Annotated in this window: 17 protein-coding genes and 1 pseudogene; 11 read left to right on the forward strand and 7 right to left on the reverse strand. The window is 70.2% G+C overall.

Going from position 1 to position 14,049, the window contains the following annotated elements:
• Positions 1 to 6: 6 nt before the first annotated feature.
• From OO68_RS38265 to OO68_RS38275, 3 genes are all read right to left on the reverse strand, one after another.
• Complete coding sequence (locus OO68_RS38265; protein WP_033314040.1) at positions 7 to 1,419, reverse strand: condensation domain-containing protein; 1,413 nt, start codon at positions 1,417 to 1,419, stop codon at positions 7 to 9.
• Positions 1,420 to 1,556: 137 nt separating this feature from the next.
• Entirely contained in the window at positions 1,557 to 2,009 is a 453-nt protein-coding gene (locus OO68_RS38270) for a nucleoside deaminase (RefSeq protein ID WP_033314041.1), read from the reverse strand.
• Between the two features lie 4 nt (positions 2,010 to 2,013).
• Positions 2,014 to 2,766 (reverse strand): MerR family transcriptional regulator, encoded by a 753-nt coding sequence (locus OO68_RS38275; RefSeq protein ID WP_033314042.1) that lies wholly within the window; start codon positions 2,764 to 2,766, stop codon positions 2,014 to 2,016.
• A gap of 434 nt (positions 2,767 to 3,200) precedes the next feature.
• On the opposite strand from OO68_RS38275, the gene OO68_RS48060 reads away from it, so the two are divergent.
• Together OO68_RS48060 and OO68_RS38285 are read left to right on the forward strand one after the other, a co-directional pair.
• Entirely contained in the window at positions 3,201 to 3,737 is a 537-nt protein-coding gene (locus tag OO68_RS48060; RefSeq protein WP_245237378.1) for a hypothetical protein, read from the forward strand.
• An 89-nt stretch (positions 3,738 to 3,826) separates the two neighbouring features.
• Positions 3,827 to 4,894 (forward strand): ferritin-like domain-containing protein, encoded by a 1,068-nt coding sequence (locus tag OO68_RS38285; RefSeq protein WP_033314044.1) that lies wholly within the window; start codon positions 3,827 to 3,829, stop codon positions 4,892 to 4,894.
• On the opposite strand, the gene OO68_RS48530 is transcribed toward OO68_RS38285, so the two are convergent.
• On the reverse strand, positions 4,875 to 5,513 hold the full coding sequence (locus OO68_RS48530; protein ID WP_051814973.1) for a DUF7848 domain-containing protein: 639 nt from the start codon (positions 5,511 to 5,513) through the stop codon (positions 4,875 to 4,877). The two genes, OO68_RS38285 and OO68_RS48530, sit on opposite strands and share 20 nt — an antisense overlap.
• Positions 5,514 to 5,618: 105 nt before the next feature.
• Between OO68_RS48530 and OO68_RS47250 the strand changes: the two genes are divergently transcribed.
• A complete protein-coding gene (locus tag OO68_RS47250) occupies positions 5,619 to 6,557 on the forward strand; it encodes a helix-turn-helix domain-containing protein (protein WP_033314046.1) in 939 nt (312 codons plus the stop codon).
• On the forward strand, positions 6,505 to 6,615 hold the full coding sequence (locus OO68_RS48070; RefSeq protein WP_245237380.1) for a DUF397 domain-containing protein: 111 nt from the start codon (positions 6,505 to 6,507) through the stop codon (positions 6,613 to 6,615). Before OO68_RS47250 ends, OO68_RS48070 begins: the two co-directional genes overlap by 53 nt.
• Before the next feature lie 3 nt (positions 6,616 to 6,618).
• On the opposite strand, the gene OO68_RS38300 is transcribed toward OO68_RS48070, so the two are convergent.
• Entirely contained in the window at positions 6,619 to 6,906 is a 288-nt protein-coding gene (locus OO68_RS38300; protein WP_033314049.1) for a PLD nuclease N-terminal domain-containing protein, read from the reverse strand.
• Between the two features lie 67 nt (positions 6,907 to 6,973).
• Between OO68_RS38300 and OO68_RS38305 the strand changes: the two genes are divergently transcribed.
• Together OO68_RS38305 and mqnP are read left to right on the forward strand one after the other, a co-directional pair.
• Entirely contained in the window at positions 6,974 to 8,425 is a 1,452-nt protein-coding gene (locus tag OO68_RS38305; protein WP_033314050.1) for a menaquinone biosynthesis decarboxylase, read from the forward strand.
• The gene (gene mqnP / locus OO68_RS38310; RefSeq protein WP_033314052.1) at positions 8,422 to 9,324 is read left to right on the forward strand and encodes a menaquinone biosynthesis prenyltransferase MqnP; all 903 of its coding nucleotides are present in this window, start codon (positions 8,422 to 8,424) and stop codon (positions 9,322 to 9,324) included. Before OO68_RS38305 ends, mqnP begins: the two co-directional genes overlap by 4 nt.
• Here the strand turns inward: mqnP and OO68_RS38315 are convergent.
• Entirely contained in the window at positions 9,314 to 9,919 is a 606-nt protein-coding gene (locus tag OO68_RS38315) for a rhomboid family intramembrane serine protease (RefSeq protein WP_033314053.1), read from the reverse strand. The two genes, mqnP and OO68_RS38315, sit on opposite strands and share 11 nt — an antisense overlap.
• 115 nt (positions 9,920 to 10,034) lie before the next feature.
• Here OO68_RS38315 and OO68_RS38320 point away from each other — a divergent pair, with 115 nt between their 5' ends.
• The 5 genes from OO68_RS38320 (at position 10,035) to OO68_RS38340 (ending at position 13,706) form a co-directional block, all read left to right on the forward strand.
• A complete protein-coding gene (locus OO68_RS38320) occupies positions 10,035 to 10,697 on the forward strand; it encodes a UbiX family flavin prenyltransferase (RefSeq protein ID WP_033314054.1) in 663 nt (220 codons plus the stop codon).
• Positions 10,698 to 10,754: 57 nt separating this feature from the next.
• Positions 10,755 to 11,210 carry an Lrp/AsnC family transcriptional regulator gene (locus OO68_RS38325; RefSeq protein WP_033314055.1) on the forward strand — a complete coding sequence of 152 codons (456 nt, stop codon included), beginning with the start codon at positions 10,755 to 10,757 and terminating at the stop codon, positions 11,208 to 11,210.
• A gap of 45 nt (positions 11,211 to 11,255) precedes the next feature.
• Complete coding sequence (gene mqnE, locus OO68_RS38330) at positions 11,256 to 12,419, forward strand: aminofutalosine synthase MqnE (RefSeq protein WP_033314056.1); 1,164 nt, start codon at positions 11,256 to 11,258, stop codon at positions 12,417 to 12,419.
• Positions 12,420 to 12,514: 95 nt separating this feature from the next.
• Entirely contained in the window at positions 12,515 to 13,165 is a 651-nt protein-coding gene (locus OO68_RS38335) for a UdgX family uracil-DNA binding protein (RefSeq protein ID WP_033314057.1), read from the forward strand.
• Between the two features lie 16 nt (positions 13,166 to 13,181).
• The gene (locus tag OO68_RS38340; protein WP_033314058.1) at positions 13,182 to 13,706 is read left to right on the forward strand and encodes a GNAT family N-acetyltransferase; all 525 of its coding nucleotides are present in this window, start codon (positions 13,182 to 13,184) and stop codon (positions 13,704 to 13,706) included.
• Between the two features lie 6 nt (positions 13,707 to 13,712).
• Here the strand turns inward: OO68_RS38340 and OO68_RS48075 are convergent.
• Positions 13,713 to 14,049 (reverse strand): annotated as a pseudogene (locus tag OO68_RS48075) (IS200/IS605 family accessory protein TnpB-related protein); the annotation flags it as partial.

Genomic DNA, 14,049 nt, shown 5'->3' on the forward strand with positions numbered 1-14,049 from the left:
GGGCACTCACCGCCGTGGAGCGGGAGCGTGGTCCGCGACCGACACGATGATGTCGCGCAGCCGGTCGGCGTACAGCCGCAGGTTCTTGTGCGCAACATCGGTGTCCGGGTAGCGGGCCGCGAACCACAGGCCCTCGTGGAGCCGGGTGACCCAGGCGCAGACCTGGTCGCCGTACGACACCCGGATCAGACCGTAGGCGTTGCGCTCGGCCCAGCTCGTGGACTCGGGGATGCCGCGGGCGTCGGCGAACGACACGATCGAGTACATGTCGGGGGACGTCGGCCGGAAGTCCGCGCCGAGCAGCCGCAGCACCCTCGCCAGCGGCATGCGGGCCAGCGGCCGGGTGGCGTGCAGCGCGGTGCGTACGGTCTTCAGCGCGGCGGGGAAGTCGGGCGCCTGGGCGACGGGCACCTCGATCGGCGCGCCGCCGACGTACCAGCCCACCGAGTCCGAGTACGCGGACTTCGCCCGGGTGTGGAAGGGGACCACCGTCCGGTAGACGGGCTCACCGCCGATCTCGTGGACGATCAGGGCGGTCGCCGCCAGGACCCCGACCAGAGAACCGCCGTAGGGGCGGCAGTACGCCTCGAAGCCGGCGGCGGCATCGGCGTCGACGAGCATCTCGCGCATGAGCTTCTGCGTCGGCAGACCGTCCCCGGGATCGAGCCCGAGGTCGACGGGGAAGCTCGGCAGCCGCCCGTCGCAGCGCCGGATGAACTCCCGCCAGCGGGCGACGATCTCGTGGTCCGCGTCGATCCGGTCGGCGTCCGCCCGCTCGGCCTCGCAGAAGTCGACGTAGCTGGAGACCGGGGCCTGCTCCGGGGCGCGGCCGGTGAGATGAGCGGTGTACAGCTCCTGGATCTCCGCGGGGATGCGGTAGATGGAGAACGCGTCGACGTTGCTGTGGTCGAAGGCCATGTACACGCTGGTGCTGTCGTCCCGGACGACGGCCGTGTAGATGAGGTTCGGCCAGCGCAGTGCGTCGGCGGTGGTGTCGAAGCGGTCCTGGAGGTGCTGGGCCAGAGCCGCCGGGTCGGTGAACTCCCCGGCGTCCTCGCGGTGCAGGGAGACCGAGGCCGGGTCGAGGGTGAAGCGGCGGATCGAGTCGCCCGGGCCGCCCGCCCAGCGGAAGCCGCTGCGCAGCGTCTCGTGCCGCAGCGTCCAGCCGCGCAGCGCCTCGCCGAGGGCGTCCAGGTCGGCCCGGCCCGGGAGGTCGAAGGCCGCGCCGAGCCAGGTCGGCACGAACAGCCCGTCCTCCCGCACCGACCGCGCCGTCCGCAGATGTGACTCCTGGATGTAGGCGGGCGGCCTTGAGTCCTCCGGGAGGGCCTTCGCCGTAGCGACGGTCGCCGGACTGAGTGTCCATTCGACGAGTCGTCCAGGCCGGACCATGCAGCGTTGGATGTCGGTCATTCGCACGGGGCGTCTCCGTTCGCAGATGGGACAGACCCGATCAAGGGAATGCCGGGCTCGGCTACCGGCCACACCGCGAGTCGCCGGATTTCAGGAGAACGGATGGCATGTCGAACTGCGATACGGGGCTTGCCCCCGTGCGCTCAGTTGACGCCGATGTCCTCGTGCCAGAGCGCGGGGTGTTCCGCGATGAAGGCGCGCATCAGCCCGGCGCACTCGGCGTCGTCCAACAGCAGGATCTCCACACCGTGTTCGGCCAGCCAGTCGTGGCCGCCGTGGAAGGTGGCCGCCTCGCCGATCACCACCCGGGAGATGCCGAACTGCCGGACCAGGCCGGAGCAGTACCAGCACGGGGACAGGGTCGTCACCATCGTCGTGCCCCGGTAGGAGCGCTGCCGCCCGGCCGCGCGGAAGGCGGCGGTCTCCGCGTGCAGGGACGGATCGCCGTCCTGGACGCGGCGGTTGCGGCCGCGGCCCAGCAGGGTGCCGTCGGCGCCGTAGAGCGCCGCACCGATCGGGATCCCGCCCTCGGCGAGCCCGGAACGGGCCTCCTCGACGGCGGTCGTCAGCCATGTGCGTGCCTGTGCCTGGTCCATGACCTCATCCCTGCCCGTCTGCCGTCGGTCCTGTCGCCGCCGCGGCCGCGCCGGACCGTTCGAGGTACGTGTGCAGGGCGCCCGCGCCCTCGATCATCACCCTGCTGCGGGCGGTCAGCGCCTGGCCGCGGGCCGCGACGGCGGCGCGCAGGGCCGCACTGCTGCCCTCCCGCCGCAGCCCCTCCAGCACCGGCCTGATCTGGTCGAACACGTAGTGGCTGCGGCGCAGGGTGTGCACGAGCCGGGCGTCGCGCACGTCGGCCGTTTCGTAGATCCGGTAGCCCGTCCCGCGTTCGCGCCCCGGCGTGAGCAGCCCGGCCCCCTCCCACACCCGCAGCGCGGACGTCCGCACGCCCAGCAGCGCGGCCACCTCGCCGATGCGCAGGCCGCCGGCGCGGGGGAGCGGGGCCGGGGGTTCCAGCGCCAGCAGTTCCAGGGCCTCGCTCGCCGCCCGCAGGGACACCCGCTCCTCGTGCAGGGCGGCATGCGCGGCGTCGACCAGCGCGAGCGCGCCCGGGACGTCCCCCGCGTGCAGGTTCCCCATGATCCCCGCCGCCGTCACCGGCCCGTACCCCCGCATCAGCGCCCGGTACGCCAGCAGCGCACCGCGGTGCGCCTCCCCGAAGACGCGGTAGCCGGACGCGGTCCGCGCGGCCGGCGGGAGCACCCCGGCGTCCTCGTAGTTGCGGATCTGCTGCGCCGAGACACCGGCCAGCCGGGCCAGGTCGACGGGGCGGAGGCGGCGGTCGTTCGTCATCGATTTGAAGGTTACGGCAGGAAACAGCCGGTGGAACCTCCCCAAGTCTCAATACAGCGCTTAAATCGAAGACTTGAAGGAATGGACGACTGCATCCGCGTCACCGGCGCACGTGAACGGGCCGAGCAGCAAGGTCTGGTGAAGCAGCCCTGCGCGGAGTGCGGCGGGACCCGGCTGTGCGCCCCGGCCCGGGCGGTGACCGTGCACGGCCACCACCGTCGTCGAGGCCGCCCGGCTGCCGCTGACCGACCTCTGCACCTGGCTGGCCGGCCTGCGCGAGCGGTCGGGCGGGGACGAGTGGCTGCTCGTGGAGCCGGTCGTCGCCGACCTGGTGGAGCGGGTCCGGCGCCTGCTGGACGTCGGCGTCGGCTACCTCACCTGGGCCAGGCGACCGCTGCGAACGCTGCGAGGGCGCCGGTGTGCTGACGGTCCGCATGCACTTCCTGCCCGCGGTCCCGGTGCGCTGCCCGGGCTGCCGGGGGCGGCGCTTCCGGCCCGAGGTGCTCGCCGTCCGGTACGCGGGCCACGACATCGCCCAGGTGCTGGAGGCGACGGTCGACGAGGCGCTGGAGGTCTTCCGGGACGTGCCCGCCGTGGCCGGGCGGCTGTGCCGCATGGCAGACGTGGGCCTCGGCTACCTCCCCCTGGGCCAGCCGGCCACCACGCTGTCCGGCGGCGAGGCCCAGCGCCTGAAGCTGGCGAAGGAGTTGGGCCGCAGGGCGAGCGACCGCACGCTGTACGTCCTCGACGAACCGACGACGGGCCTGCACGCCGCGGACACGGCCCGGCTGCTGGACGCCCTGCAACGTCTGGTGGACGCGGGCCACTCCGTCATCACCATCGAGCACAACACGGACGTCATGCGGGCCTCCGACTGGCTGATCGACCTCGGGCCGGTCGGCGGGGCGGGCGGCGGAAGGGTGATGGCGGAGGGGGCGGGATGGGCTGCGCCCGGTTCGGGTGCGTCGTAGGCTCGTGCATATCGGGGTTTTCGCGTCAAAAGGCGAGACTCAGATGCGCCTTCTGATGGTGCACGAGCACGGCGGGGAAGTGACGTCCCATGGCGACATTCGTCAGCTATCAGAGCAGCAGAATCGTCGAATTGATGGACGCGCGTGCGGATCAGCGCGATGCCGAATGGTTGAAGGACGCACTTCAGCAGGCCGTCATGCTGGAACTCTCGACGCTTCCGCCGTATCTGTGCGCCCTGTGGTCCATCGAGGACCAGGAATCCGACGTCGCCCAGGCCATTCGCCGCGTCGTCTTCGACGAGATGTCGCATCTGGGGCTCGCCGGAAATCTGCTGACGACGATCGGTGGCATGCCCCGCCTCGCCGACGCCCGCACGGCACCGAAATACCCCGGCCCGCTGCCCGGGGGCGTGCGCCCGGACCTGGACGTCTTCCTGAGCGGACTGACCAAGGATTCCCTGGAGCTTTTCTCCCGCATCGAGGAGCCGGACGACCCGGTCACGGTGGAAAGCAGCGGGCACACGTCCATCGGGGCCTTCTACTCGGCGATCGGCGAGGCGTTCCGGCAGCATCCGGAGCTGATCACCGGTACCCAGCAGATACGCCGGCTCATGTCGCACCACGGCGAGGGCAACGACGTGCTGGAGATCACCTCGCTCGCAGGCGCCGAGAAGGCCATCGGCATCATCAAGGAGCAGGGCGAGGGCACGGCGGCCTCGCCGGAGAATCCGCACCCCGGAGAGCAGGGGGAACTCGCCCACTTCTACGTTTTCCGGGAACTGTTCCACGGCCGGAGGCTGGTCAGGACGTCGGAGAACCCCGACCGGTGGGAATTCGCCGGGGACGCCATAGCGATGCCCTCGGCCCTGCCCATGGGGAAGGTCCCGGCAGGCGGCTGGGAAGCCGGGGGCCTGCCGGCACCGGACGACGAGACGAGGCAGCGGCTGGTCGAAGTCAACCTCCAGTACAGCGCGATGCTGAGGTTCCTCGAACAGGCCTGGCAGGCCACCGCGACGGCCATGATGCAGAGCAGGCTCGCGGCCGCCGTGACCCGGATGCGGATGCTCGTCGAGCCCTCTCAGCTCCTGATGCAGCGCGCCCTGCCCGACGGCAGCGGCAAGACCTACGGCCCGGAATTCAGATACGTGGATCCCTGATCGCCGACTGACCGGGCGTGACCTGTTCGAGCACGGCGTAGTCCGCGAAGCAGCGGCGGTAGCGCAGGTGCCTCGTCTCCTGGGTGTGCCTGCGCTGCCACTCCTCCACCTCGCCGGGTGCCTGGCACGGGCCCGAGCCCGCCCCGCAGTCCTGCTCCTCGCCGGAGACGCAGTACGCCTCGTACTCGGGCTGCGCCGACGCGTCCTGCACGATCGTGTACGGCACGTACCGGAAGATCCTGCGGCCGGTGATTTCCCCGCCGTGCTCGTCGCGTTGGTGCTGGCGCAGCAGCACGTTCGCGTCCGTCACGGCACTGCCGTCGAACGCCGCGCGTGCGCGGTCCCGCCGCAGCGCCAGTTCCTCGCACGCCGCACACCCGGGCACCGGGGAGGGCGGCCGGGCCGGATCGGCCGACAGGCCCTCCCTGGAACGGTCGTTGAGCGCCCGCACGCCCGCGCTGAGCCGCTCCTCCGGTGTCGCCTCGCGGATCCTCGCCGGGTCCGCCTGCCATTCGCGGCCGCCGCCGACCGGCCGCAGCATCACGTACGGGCCGGTCCTGTCCTGGTACTCGCCGACCTTGCACGTCTGCGGGTCGTAGACGAGCGTTCCCGGTTCCATTTCGCGCACCTCCGTCACTCTGGGTGTATCGAGCGTTGCGCACGGGAACAGTCCGGTTCAATGCTTGGCGTGTGACACCGGTGCTTTGTCACGGAGGGGGGAGCCGTGAGCCGACGGAACGGCGGGGCGAGTACGGCGGCGGTGTTCGGAGAGGTCCTGCGGCACTTCCGCGAGGCCGCGCTGCTCACGCAGGAGGGCCTGGCCCGACAGATCCCGTGCGACCGCTCGCACGTGGCGCGGGTCGAGGGCGGTACGAGGGTTCCGCAGGACACGTTCGCCAAGACCTGTGACGAACTGTTGGGCACGGGTGGGGTGTTGGTGCGGCTGTGGGCCCGGATCGACTGGTATCCGCAGGTGGAGCATCCGGACTGGTTCCGGCGGCGGGCGGAGATGGACGAGGTGGCCGTCTCCCTCCGGGAGTACCAGGAGCGGGTGATGCCGGGCTTGTTGCAGACGGCGGATTATGCGCAGTCGCTGTTCTCCCTGCTGGTGAGCGGCGAGGAACTGGAGGAGCGCGTGCGGGCGCGACTGAGTCGCCAGCAGCGTTTCCTGGCGGAGGGCGGCCCTCTGTACCTCGTCGTCCTCGACGAGAGCTGCCTGCGCAACGTGATCGGCAGCCCGGCCGTGATGAGGGACCAGTGCGCGCACTTGCTCGACGTCGGACGGCGGCCCAATATCCGGATCCAGGTCGCGCCTGCCTCGCGCCTCGGCCTGTTCCGCCCCAGTGGTTCCATGTCGCTGATCAAGCTGCCCGACGGGCACGACTGGGTCTACTCGGAATCGCTGGATCGCGGCCATTTCAACGACGATCCGGCCCTCTTCGCGCGCCATAGCCACACCTATGATGTGCTCAGGGCGGACGCCCTGTCAGCTCCCCAGTCCGCCGCTCTGATCCACGAGACGATGGAGAGGTACGCGCATCATGGACGGGAACTCGCTGACCTGGATCAGGAGCAGCTACAGCGACGCCAACGGCGGCAACTGCATAGAAATAGCCCCCGGTTTCCCCGAAGCCGTCCCCGTGCGCGACAGCAAGAACCCTGACGGGCCGGTCCTGGTCGTGGGCCGCTCCGCCTGGTCGGCGTTCACGGCCGCTCTCTGACGATCACGGCTCGTCCCGCTTGGGGTCCTCGTCCTTGTCCTGGTCGAGCGACTTCAGGAAGTCGGGATTGTCATCCGGCGCCACCCACTTCCGGGGACGCTCCGCCGCCGGCACCCGCTTCTTGCCGGCGATGAGCCAGGAGATCGACCCGACGAGCGGAAACAGCAGGACAAGGATCGCCCACAGCGGCTTGGGCATGTGACGGATCTCGTCGTCCTTCGTGCTGATGCAGTCGATGAACGCGTACACGCTGAGCGCCAGCGGCACGAGGAACATCAGTACCCGGAGCATGCGGCCTCTCAGCGAAAGCGGGTGGGCGGTTCCAGGCCAGGGTAGCGGCTCGGGGATACTGGACCCCATGGCTTACGACGATCTTCGCTCCCTGCTCAGGGCGCTGGAGCGCGAGGGCGACCTCAAGCGCATCAAGGCCGAGGTGGACCCGTACCTGGAGGTCGGGGAGATCGTCGACCGGGTGCAGAAGTCCGGCGGCCCCGCCCTGCTCTTCGAGAACGTCCGCGGGTCGAGCATGCCCCTCGCGATGAACGTGTTCGGCACGGACCGGCGGCTGCTGAAGGCCCTGGGCCTCAAGTCGTACGCCGAGATCTCCGAGCGGATCGGCGGGCTGCTCAAGCCCGAGCTGCCGCACGGCTTCGTCGGCGTCCGGGAGGCCTTCGGCAAGCTCGGCGCGATGACGCACGTGCCGCCGAAGAAGGTGAAGGACGGACCGGTCCAGGAGGTCGTCCTGACCGGGGACGACGTCGACCTCGACCAGCTGCCCGCCCTCTTCACCTGGCCGAAGGACGGCGGGTCGTTCTTCAACCTGGGGCTGACCCACACCAAGGACCCGGAGAGCGGCGTCCGCAACCTCGGGCTGTACCGGCTCCAGCGGCACGACAAGCGCACCATCGGCATGCACTGGCAGATCCACAAGGACAGCCGGAACCACTACCAGGTGGCCGCGCGCCGGGGCGAGCGGCTGCCCGTCGCGATCGCCTTCGGCTGTCCGCCCGCCGTGACGTACGCCTCGACCGCCCCGCTGCCCGGGGACATCGACGAGTACTTGTTCGCCGGGTTCCTCGCGGGCAAGCGGATCGAGATGGTCGACTGCAAGACCGTGCCGCTCCAGGTGCCGGCGCAGGCCGAGGTCGTGATCGAGGGCTGGCTGGAGCCGGGCGAGATGCTGCCCGAGGGGCCGTTCGGCGACCACACCGGCTTCTACACGCCGCAGGAGCCCTTCCCGGCACTGAAGATCGACTGCGTCACGATGCGGAAGCGGCCGCTGCTCCAGTCGATCGTCGTGGGCCGCCCGCCGACGGAGGACGGGCCGCTGGGCCGCGCGACGGAACGCTTCTTCCTGCCGCTGCTGAAGATCATCGTGCCGGACATCGTGGACTACCACCTGCCGGAGGCGGGCGGCTTCCACAACTGCGCGATCGTCTCGATCGACAAGAAGTACCCCAAGCACGCGCAGAAGGTCATGCACGCGATCTGGGGCGCGCACATGATGTCGCTGACCAAGCTGATCGTGGTCGTCGACTCGGACTGCGACGTGCACGATCTGCACGAGGTCGCCTGGCGGGCCCTGGGCAACACGGACTACGCCCGGGACCTGAGCATCGTCGAGGGCCCCGTCGACCACCTCGACCACGCCTCCTACCAGCAGTTCTGGGGCGGCAAGGCCGGCATCGACGCGACGAAGAAGTGGCCCGAGGAGGGGTACACCCGCGACGGCGGCTGGCCGGACATGGTCGAGTCGGACCCGGAGACGGCGGCGAAGGTGGACCGCCGCTGGAAGGAGTACGGGCTGTGACCTCCGCTTCCGCCGCCATCCCCCAGCCGGGACGCACCAAGGCCTTCCTGCGTCTTGTGATGATCGAGCACTCGGTCTTCGCGCTGCCCTTCGCCTACATCGCCGCGCTCACCGCGATGTTCCAGTGGGACAAGAACATCCACTGGGGCAAGCTGCTGCTGGTCACCGTCTGCATGGTGGGGCTGCGCACGTTCGCGATGGCGGTCAACCGGATCATCGACCGGGAGATCGACGCGCGCAATCCGCGCACGGCGCAGCGCGAGCTGGTGACCGGCGCGATGTCGGTGAAGCACGCCTGGACGGGCGCGCTGATCGCCCTGGCCGTCTTCCTGGGTGCCGCCGCCCTGCTGAACCCCCTGTGCCTGGCGCTGGCCCCCATCGCGGTGATCCCGATGGTGGTCTACCCGTACGGCAAGCGGTTCACGAACTTCCCGCAGGCCATCCTCGGCCTCGCCCAGGCCATGGGCCCGGTCGGCGGCTGGCTGGCGATCTCGGGCTCCTGGTCCTGGGACGCGGTGATCCTCGGTCTCGCCGTCGGGATCTGGATCGGTGGCTTCGACCTCATCTACGCCTGCCAGGACGTGGAGACCGACCGTGAGATCGGCGTCATGTCCGTCCCGGCGCGGTTCGGCATTCCGTCGGCGATCTGGGGCGCCCGCGTCTGCCACGCCCTCACGACCGCCCTGTTCGTCTGGTACGCCCTCGCCACCGATGCCGGTGCCTTCTTCTGGCTGGGCCTGCTGATCGTCGCCGGGGCGTTCCTCTACGAGCACTCGATCGTGCGCCCCCACGACCTCTCCCGGGTGAACCGCGCCTTCTTCAGCGTCAACGGCTTCATCGGCATCGCCCTGTTCGTGTGCGCGCTGCTGGACCTGTTGGTGCGTGGCCTCACCGTGTGAGCGCGGCCGGGGCCGTGGGGCCGCGGCGGAACACGAACGCCGCCGCCACCCCCGCCAGCAGGCCCAGCAGATGGCCCTGCCAGCTGACGCCCGTCTGGGTCGGGGCCAGGCCCGCCAGGATCGAGCCGCCCCAGACCGCGGCGATCAGGACGCCCGCCAGGACGCCCCAGGGGCGACGCTCGACGAAGCCGCTGACCAGGAGGAAGCCGAAGAGGCCGAAGATCACGCCGGAGGCACCCGCGGTGTTGGTCTGGGCCGGGGCTATGAGCCAGACGCCCAGGCCGTCCACGACGATGATCAGCGCGCAGACGAGCAGGAACCGGCGCAGGCCCGCCAGCGCGGCGAGGAAGCCGAGGACCAACAGCGGCACGGTGTTCGCCGCCAGATGGGCGAAACCGAAGTGGATGAAGGACGAGGGGACGACATCGACCAGCTCGGACGGATCGCGCGGGGTGACGCCGAAGCCGTCCAGCGCGTGGCCCGTGGCCACGTCGACCACTTCCAGCAGCCACAGCAGCGCGACCCAGGCGAGCATCAGCTTGCCCGCGGCCAGCGCACGGTCGCTGTTCGACCACCCGGCGCGCGTATCCGACATGGCGACCCCCAGTGCTCGCTCGTCCCCTCCGTGCAACGGCCCGCACCCCTTGGCCGGTTCCCACCCTGCGGCGCCGGATAGGCTCGGTGTTGTGAACCCAGTCAAGCCAGGCGAGATGCCGCGTACGCCTTGGATCGTAGGGGTGTCCGGGGCTTCCGGCACCCCGTATGCCGCTGCCGTGCTGCGGGCTCTTCTGGACGCCGGCGAGAGCGTCGATCTCGTGGTGTCCCGGGCGTCCCGGCTGACCCTGCTGGACGAGACCGGGATCTCCTTCCGGGACGCCCACTGGCAGGCCGACCTGCGGGAATGGCTGTCCCGGGGCGCTGACGGCAAGCCGGACACCTTCTCCGTCGACATCGGCGCCGTACGGCACTGGAGCGCCGGCGACCTGGCCGCCGGGCCCTCCTCGGGGTCGTACCCCACCAAGGGCATGCTCATCGTGCCCGCCTCGACGGCGAGCGTGGCCGGGGTCGCGCTCGGCCTGTCGAAGGACCTGCTCCAGCGGGCGGCGAGCGTGACCCTCAAGGAGGGCCGCAAGCTGATCGTGGCCGTGCGCGAGACCCCGCTGAACGGCCAGACCCTGCGGCACCTGGTCACCCTCGACGACGCGGGCGCGACGGTCGTGCCCGCCTCACCCGCCTTCTACGCGGGCGCGACGCACATCCAGGACCTGGTGGACTTCGTCGCCGGACGCGTACTCGACGCTGCGGGCGTGCCGCACCGGCTCTACCGCCGTTGGCAAGGTGAACTCGGCGGCGGTGCGCACCGCGACGGCTGAGCGGTACCCGAACCTCATCGGACTCAACGACAACTTCAGCGGAAGGCTTCGATCGCAATGGACGCGGTGGACAGGCAGCTCATCCAGGCCCTGAGGGAGAACGGCCGGGCCTCCTACGCGGAGCTGGGACGCCTCGTCGGACTGTCGGGACCCAGTGTCACCGACCGCATCAACCGGCTGGAGGCCGCCGGTGTCATCACCGGCTACCGGGCCACCGTCGACGCCGCCTCGCTCGGCCTCGGGGTCACCGCCCTGATCGGCATCTCGCTCTCCGACGCCACCGACCACGAGGACGTGGCGCAGCGGCTGAAGGACCTCTCGGAGATCGAGGACTGCTGGTTCATCGCGGGCGACGACTCGTACATGCTCAAGGTGCGGGCGGCGGACGTCGACGGCCTGGAGAAGATGATCCGGCGGCTCAGCGGGATCGAGGGCGTCTCCCGGACCCGTACGACGATCGTGCTCTCCACGAAGTGGGAGAACCGGGTCGGGGAGCTGCCCGAAGAGGAGTAAACCCCTAGTCGTACGGTTGGGACGTCGTCGTAGAAAGGTGTGGGCATGGATCTCGGGCTCAAGCGCGAGCTGGAGGAGAAGGTCAGGGCGGGTGAGCGCCTGACCCGTGAGGACGGCATCGCGCTGTACGAGTCGGACGACCTGGCCTGGCTCGGCGGCCTCGCGCACGAGGTGCGCACCCGCAAGAACGGCGACGTCGTGCACTTCAACGTCAACCGGCACCTCAACATGACCAACGTGTGCACGGCCTCCTGCGCGTACTGCTCCTTCCAGCGCAAGCCGGGGGAGAAGGACGCGTACACGATGCGCATCGAGGAGGCCGTGAAGCTCGCGAAGGCGATGGAGTCGGAGAACCTCACCGAGCTGCACATCGTCAACGGGCTGCACCCGAACCTGCCGTGGCGGTACTACCCGCGGTCGCTGCGGGAGCTGAAGGCGGCGCTGCCGGACGTCTCGCTGAAGGCGTTCACGGCCACGGAGATCCACCACTTCGAGACCATCTCGGGGATGAGCGCGTCGGAGATCCTCGACGAGCTGATCGACGCCGGCCTGGAGTCCCTGACCGGCGGTGGCGCCGAGATCTTCGACTGGGAGGTCCGGCAGCACATCGTGGACCACCGGACCCACTGGGAGGACTGGTCCCGGATCCACCGGCTCGCGCACGAGAAGGGTCTGAAGACCCCGTGCACGATGCTGTACGGGCACATCGAGGAGCCGCGCCACCGCGTCGACCACGTGCTGCGGCTGCGTGAGCTGCAGGACGAGACCGGTGGCTTCCAGGTCTTCATTCCGCTGCGGTACCAGCACGACTTCGTCGACATGCAGGACGGCAAGGTGCGCAATCGCCTCCAGGCACGGACGCAGATGGCGACGGGGGCGGAGGCGCTGAAGACCTTCGCGGTGTCGCGGTTGCTGTTCGACAACGTGCCGCACGTGAAGGTGTTCTGGGTGATGCACGGGGTGCAGACGGCTCAGCTGGCGCTTCAGCACGGGGCGGACGACATGGACGGTTCGGTCGTCGAGTACAAGATCACTCATGACGCGGACAACTATGGAACGCCGAACAAGCTGACGCGTGAGGATCTGCTCGATCTGATTCGGGATGCCGGGTTCCGGCCTGTGGAGCGGAACACCAGGTACGAGATCATCCGGGAGTACGAGGGTCCTGACCCTGAGCGTCGCGAATCGCCGCAGCCGATGCGGGTGTGACGGCGGGTGCCGGTGCGTGGGGGTTGTTCGCGCCCACGCGGCGGAGCCGCATTTCGATGGGGTCCCGCGGCCCCTGAGGGGGGTACTCGGCCGGCATGGTTGCCACCGGGGCGCCTGAAGACGCCTATACCGCTGAACCCTTTGTTCCTGACCGGGGTGGGTTGCCCGCTCTGCGGCGGGCCGCTGCCGAGTGTCAGGGGTGTCCCTTGCACCGGGACGCCACCCAGACCGTGTTCGGGGCCGGGGACCAGGACGCCCGGGTCATGCTCGTGGGGGAGCAGCCCGGGGATCAGGAGGACCGGCAGGGGAAGCCGTTCGTGGGGCCTGCCGGGAAGCTGCTGGACCGGGCCCTGGAGGAGGCAGGCATCCACCCCTCCGAGGCCTATGTCACCAACGCCGTGAAGCACTTCAAGTTCACGCAGGCCGAACCCCGCAAGCGGCGGATCCACAAGGCTCCGAACCTGCGGGAGATGACCGCCTGCGGGCCCTGGCTGGCCGCGGAGCTCGCGGTCGTGGAGCCGGAGCTGATCGTCGTGCTGGGGGCCACCGCAGGGAAGGCGCTGCTCGGGTCCTCCTTCCGGGTCACCCAGGTGCGTGGGACGGTGCTGGAGGAGGAGATCCACGGGCGGCCGGAGCGGCTGGTGCCGACCGTGCACCCCTCCTCCGTGCTGCGGTCGGACGACCGGGAGGCGGCGTACCGGGGGCTGGTATCGGATCTGAAGGTGGCGGCCGGCGCCCTGTCGTAATGGCTACCATTGCGGCATGCCCCTTACCCTCACGCTCGAACCCGCCGTCACCCCCGCGCTGCGTGACGGTCTGCTCGATCTGTGGACCGACGTCTCCAACGCCGGAGGGGCCGTCGGGTACGTGCCGCCGGTGACGCGGGAGGAGATCCGCCCCGCACTGGTGCAGCACTTCGCGGCGATGGCCGACGGCCGGGTCAAGCTGCTCGTCGGGCACGACGAGGAGGGGCGGGTCGCGGCGACCGCCTTCCTGACCTTCAACACGCACCACCTGATGACGCACTGGCTGTGGCTGTACACGGTGATGGTGCACCCGAGGCACCAGGGCAAGGGCTGGGGGCGGGAGCTGCTGCGCGCCGCCGCGGACACGGCCCGCGCGATGGACGGGATCGAGGCGATCCGGCTGACCTGCCGGGGCGGACTCGGTCTTGAGCGGTTCTACGAGGCCTGCGGCTACAAGGAGGTCGGGCGGATCCCCGGGGCGATCCGGGTGGCACCGGGGGACGACCGCGAGGACGTCATCATGCTGCTGCCCCTCGTCTGACCGTTCCTAGAGACTGAGCGGGAGTGAGTCCTGTTGCCAGGGCTCATGCTCAGCTGGACATCCCGAACGGTGTTGGGTGTCCTGGTTGCCCGCTTTCGCTCCGTATCCGGCGTGCACGGATCGTGTCCGTGGTCCGGGAATGCGGGGGCGGGGTTCCTCACGCCCCGGGGCCACGGAGCCGGCCTGGACGGTCCGATGCCCCTGCTCATCACTCCGGTGAGCAGGGGGCGGTGCCGTCCGTTGAGGTGTAGGCGGGGTCGACGGCGACGATGGTGATGCCGAGTTCGGCCGCCATCGACACAAGCCGGGCCCGCAGCCGGGCGGTGGGCATGCCGGAGATCAG

The sequence above is a fragment of the Streptomyces iakyrus genome, assembly GCF_000717055.1.
GTDB lineage: Bacteria > Actinomycetota > Actinomycetes > Streptomycetales > Streptomycetaceae > Streptomyces > Streptomyces iakyrus.

What these genes read in the sequence shown, in the direction of transcription:
- OO68_RS38325 (WP_033314055.1), top strand. Translation starts at nt 10,755, where the DNA reads ATGGACGCGGTGGACAGGCAGCTCATCCAGGCCCTGAGGGAGAACGGC.
- OO68_RS38305 (WP_033314050.1), top strand. Translation starts at nt 6,974, where the DNA reads ATGGCTTACGACGATCTTCGCTCCCTGCTCAGGGCGCTGGAGCGCGAG.
- OO68_RS38315 (WP_033314053.1), bottom strand. Translation starts at nt 9,919, where the DNA reads ATGTCGGATACGCGCGCCGGGTGGTCGAACAGCGACCGTGCGCTGGCC.
- OO68_RS38285 (WP_033314044.1), top strand. Translation starts at nt 3,827, where the DNA reads ATGGCGACATTCGTCAGCTATCAGAGCAGCAGAATCGTCGAATTGATG.
- OO68_RS38340 (WP_033314058.1), top strand. Translation starts at nt 13,182, where the DNA reads ATGCCCCTTACCCTCACGCTCGAACCCGCCGTCACCCCCGCGCTGCGT.
- OO68_RS48060 (WP_245237378.1), top strand. Translation starts at nt 3,201, where the DNA reads ATGCACTTCCTGCCCGCGGTCCCGGTGCGCTGCCCGGGCTGCCGGGGG.
- OO68_RS38335 (WP_033314057.1), top strand. Translation starts at nt 12,515, where the DNA reads ATGGTTGCCACCGGGGCGCCTGAAGACGCCTATACCGCTGAACCCTTT.
- mqnE (WP_033314056.1), top strand. Translation starts at nt 11,256, where the DNA reads ATGGATCTCGGGCTCAAGCGCGAGCTGGAGGAGAAGGTCAGGGCGGGT.
- OO68_RS48530 (WP_051814973.1), bottom strand. Translation starts at nt 5,513, where the DNA reads ATGGAACCGGGAACGCTCGTCTACGACCCGCAGACGTGCAAGGTCGGC.
- OO68_RS38300 (WP_033314049.1), bottom strand. Translation starts at nt 6,906, where the DNA reads ATGCTCCGGGTACTGATGTTCCTCGTGCCGCTGGCGCTCAGCGTGTAC.
- OO68_RS38320 (WP_033314054.1), top strand. Translation starts at nt 10,035, where the DNA reads ATGCCGCGTACGCCTTGGATCGTAGGGGTGTCCGGGGCTTCCGGCACC.
- OO68_RS38270 (WP_033314041.1), bottom strand. Translation starts at nt 2,009, where the DNA reads ATGGACCAGGCACAGGCACGCACATGGCTGACGACCGCCGTCGAGGAG.
- OO68_RS38275 (WP_033314042.1), bottom strand. Translation starts at nt 2,766, where the DNA reads ATGACGAACGACCGCCGCCTCCGCCCCGTCGACCTGGCCCGGCTGGCC.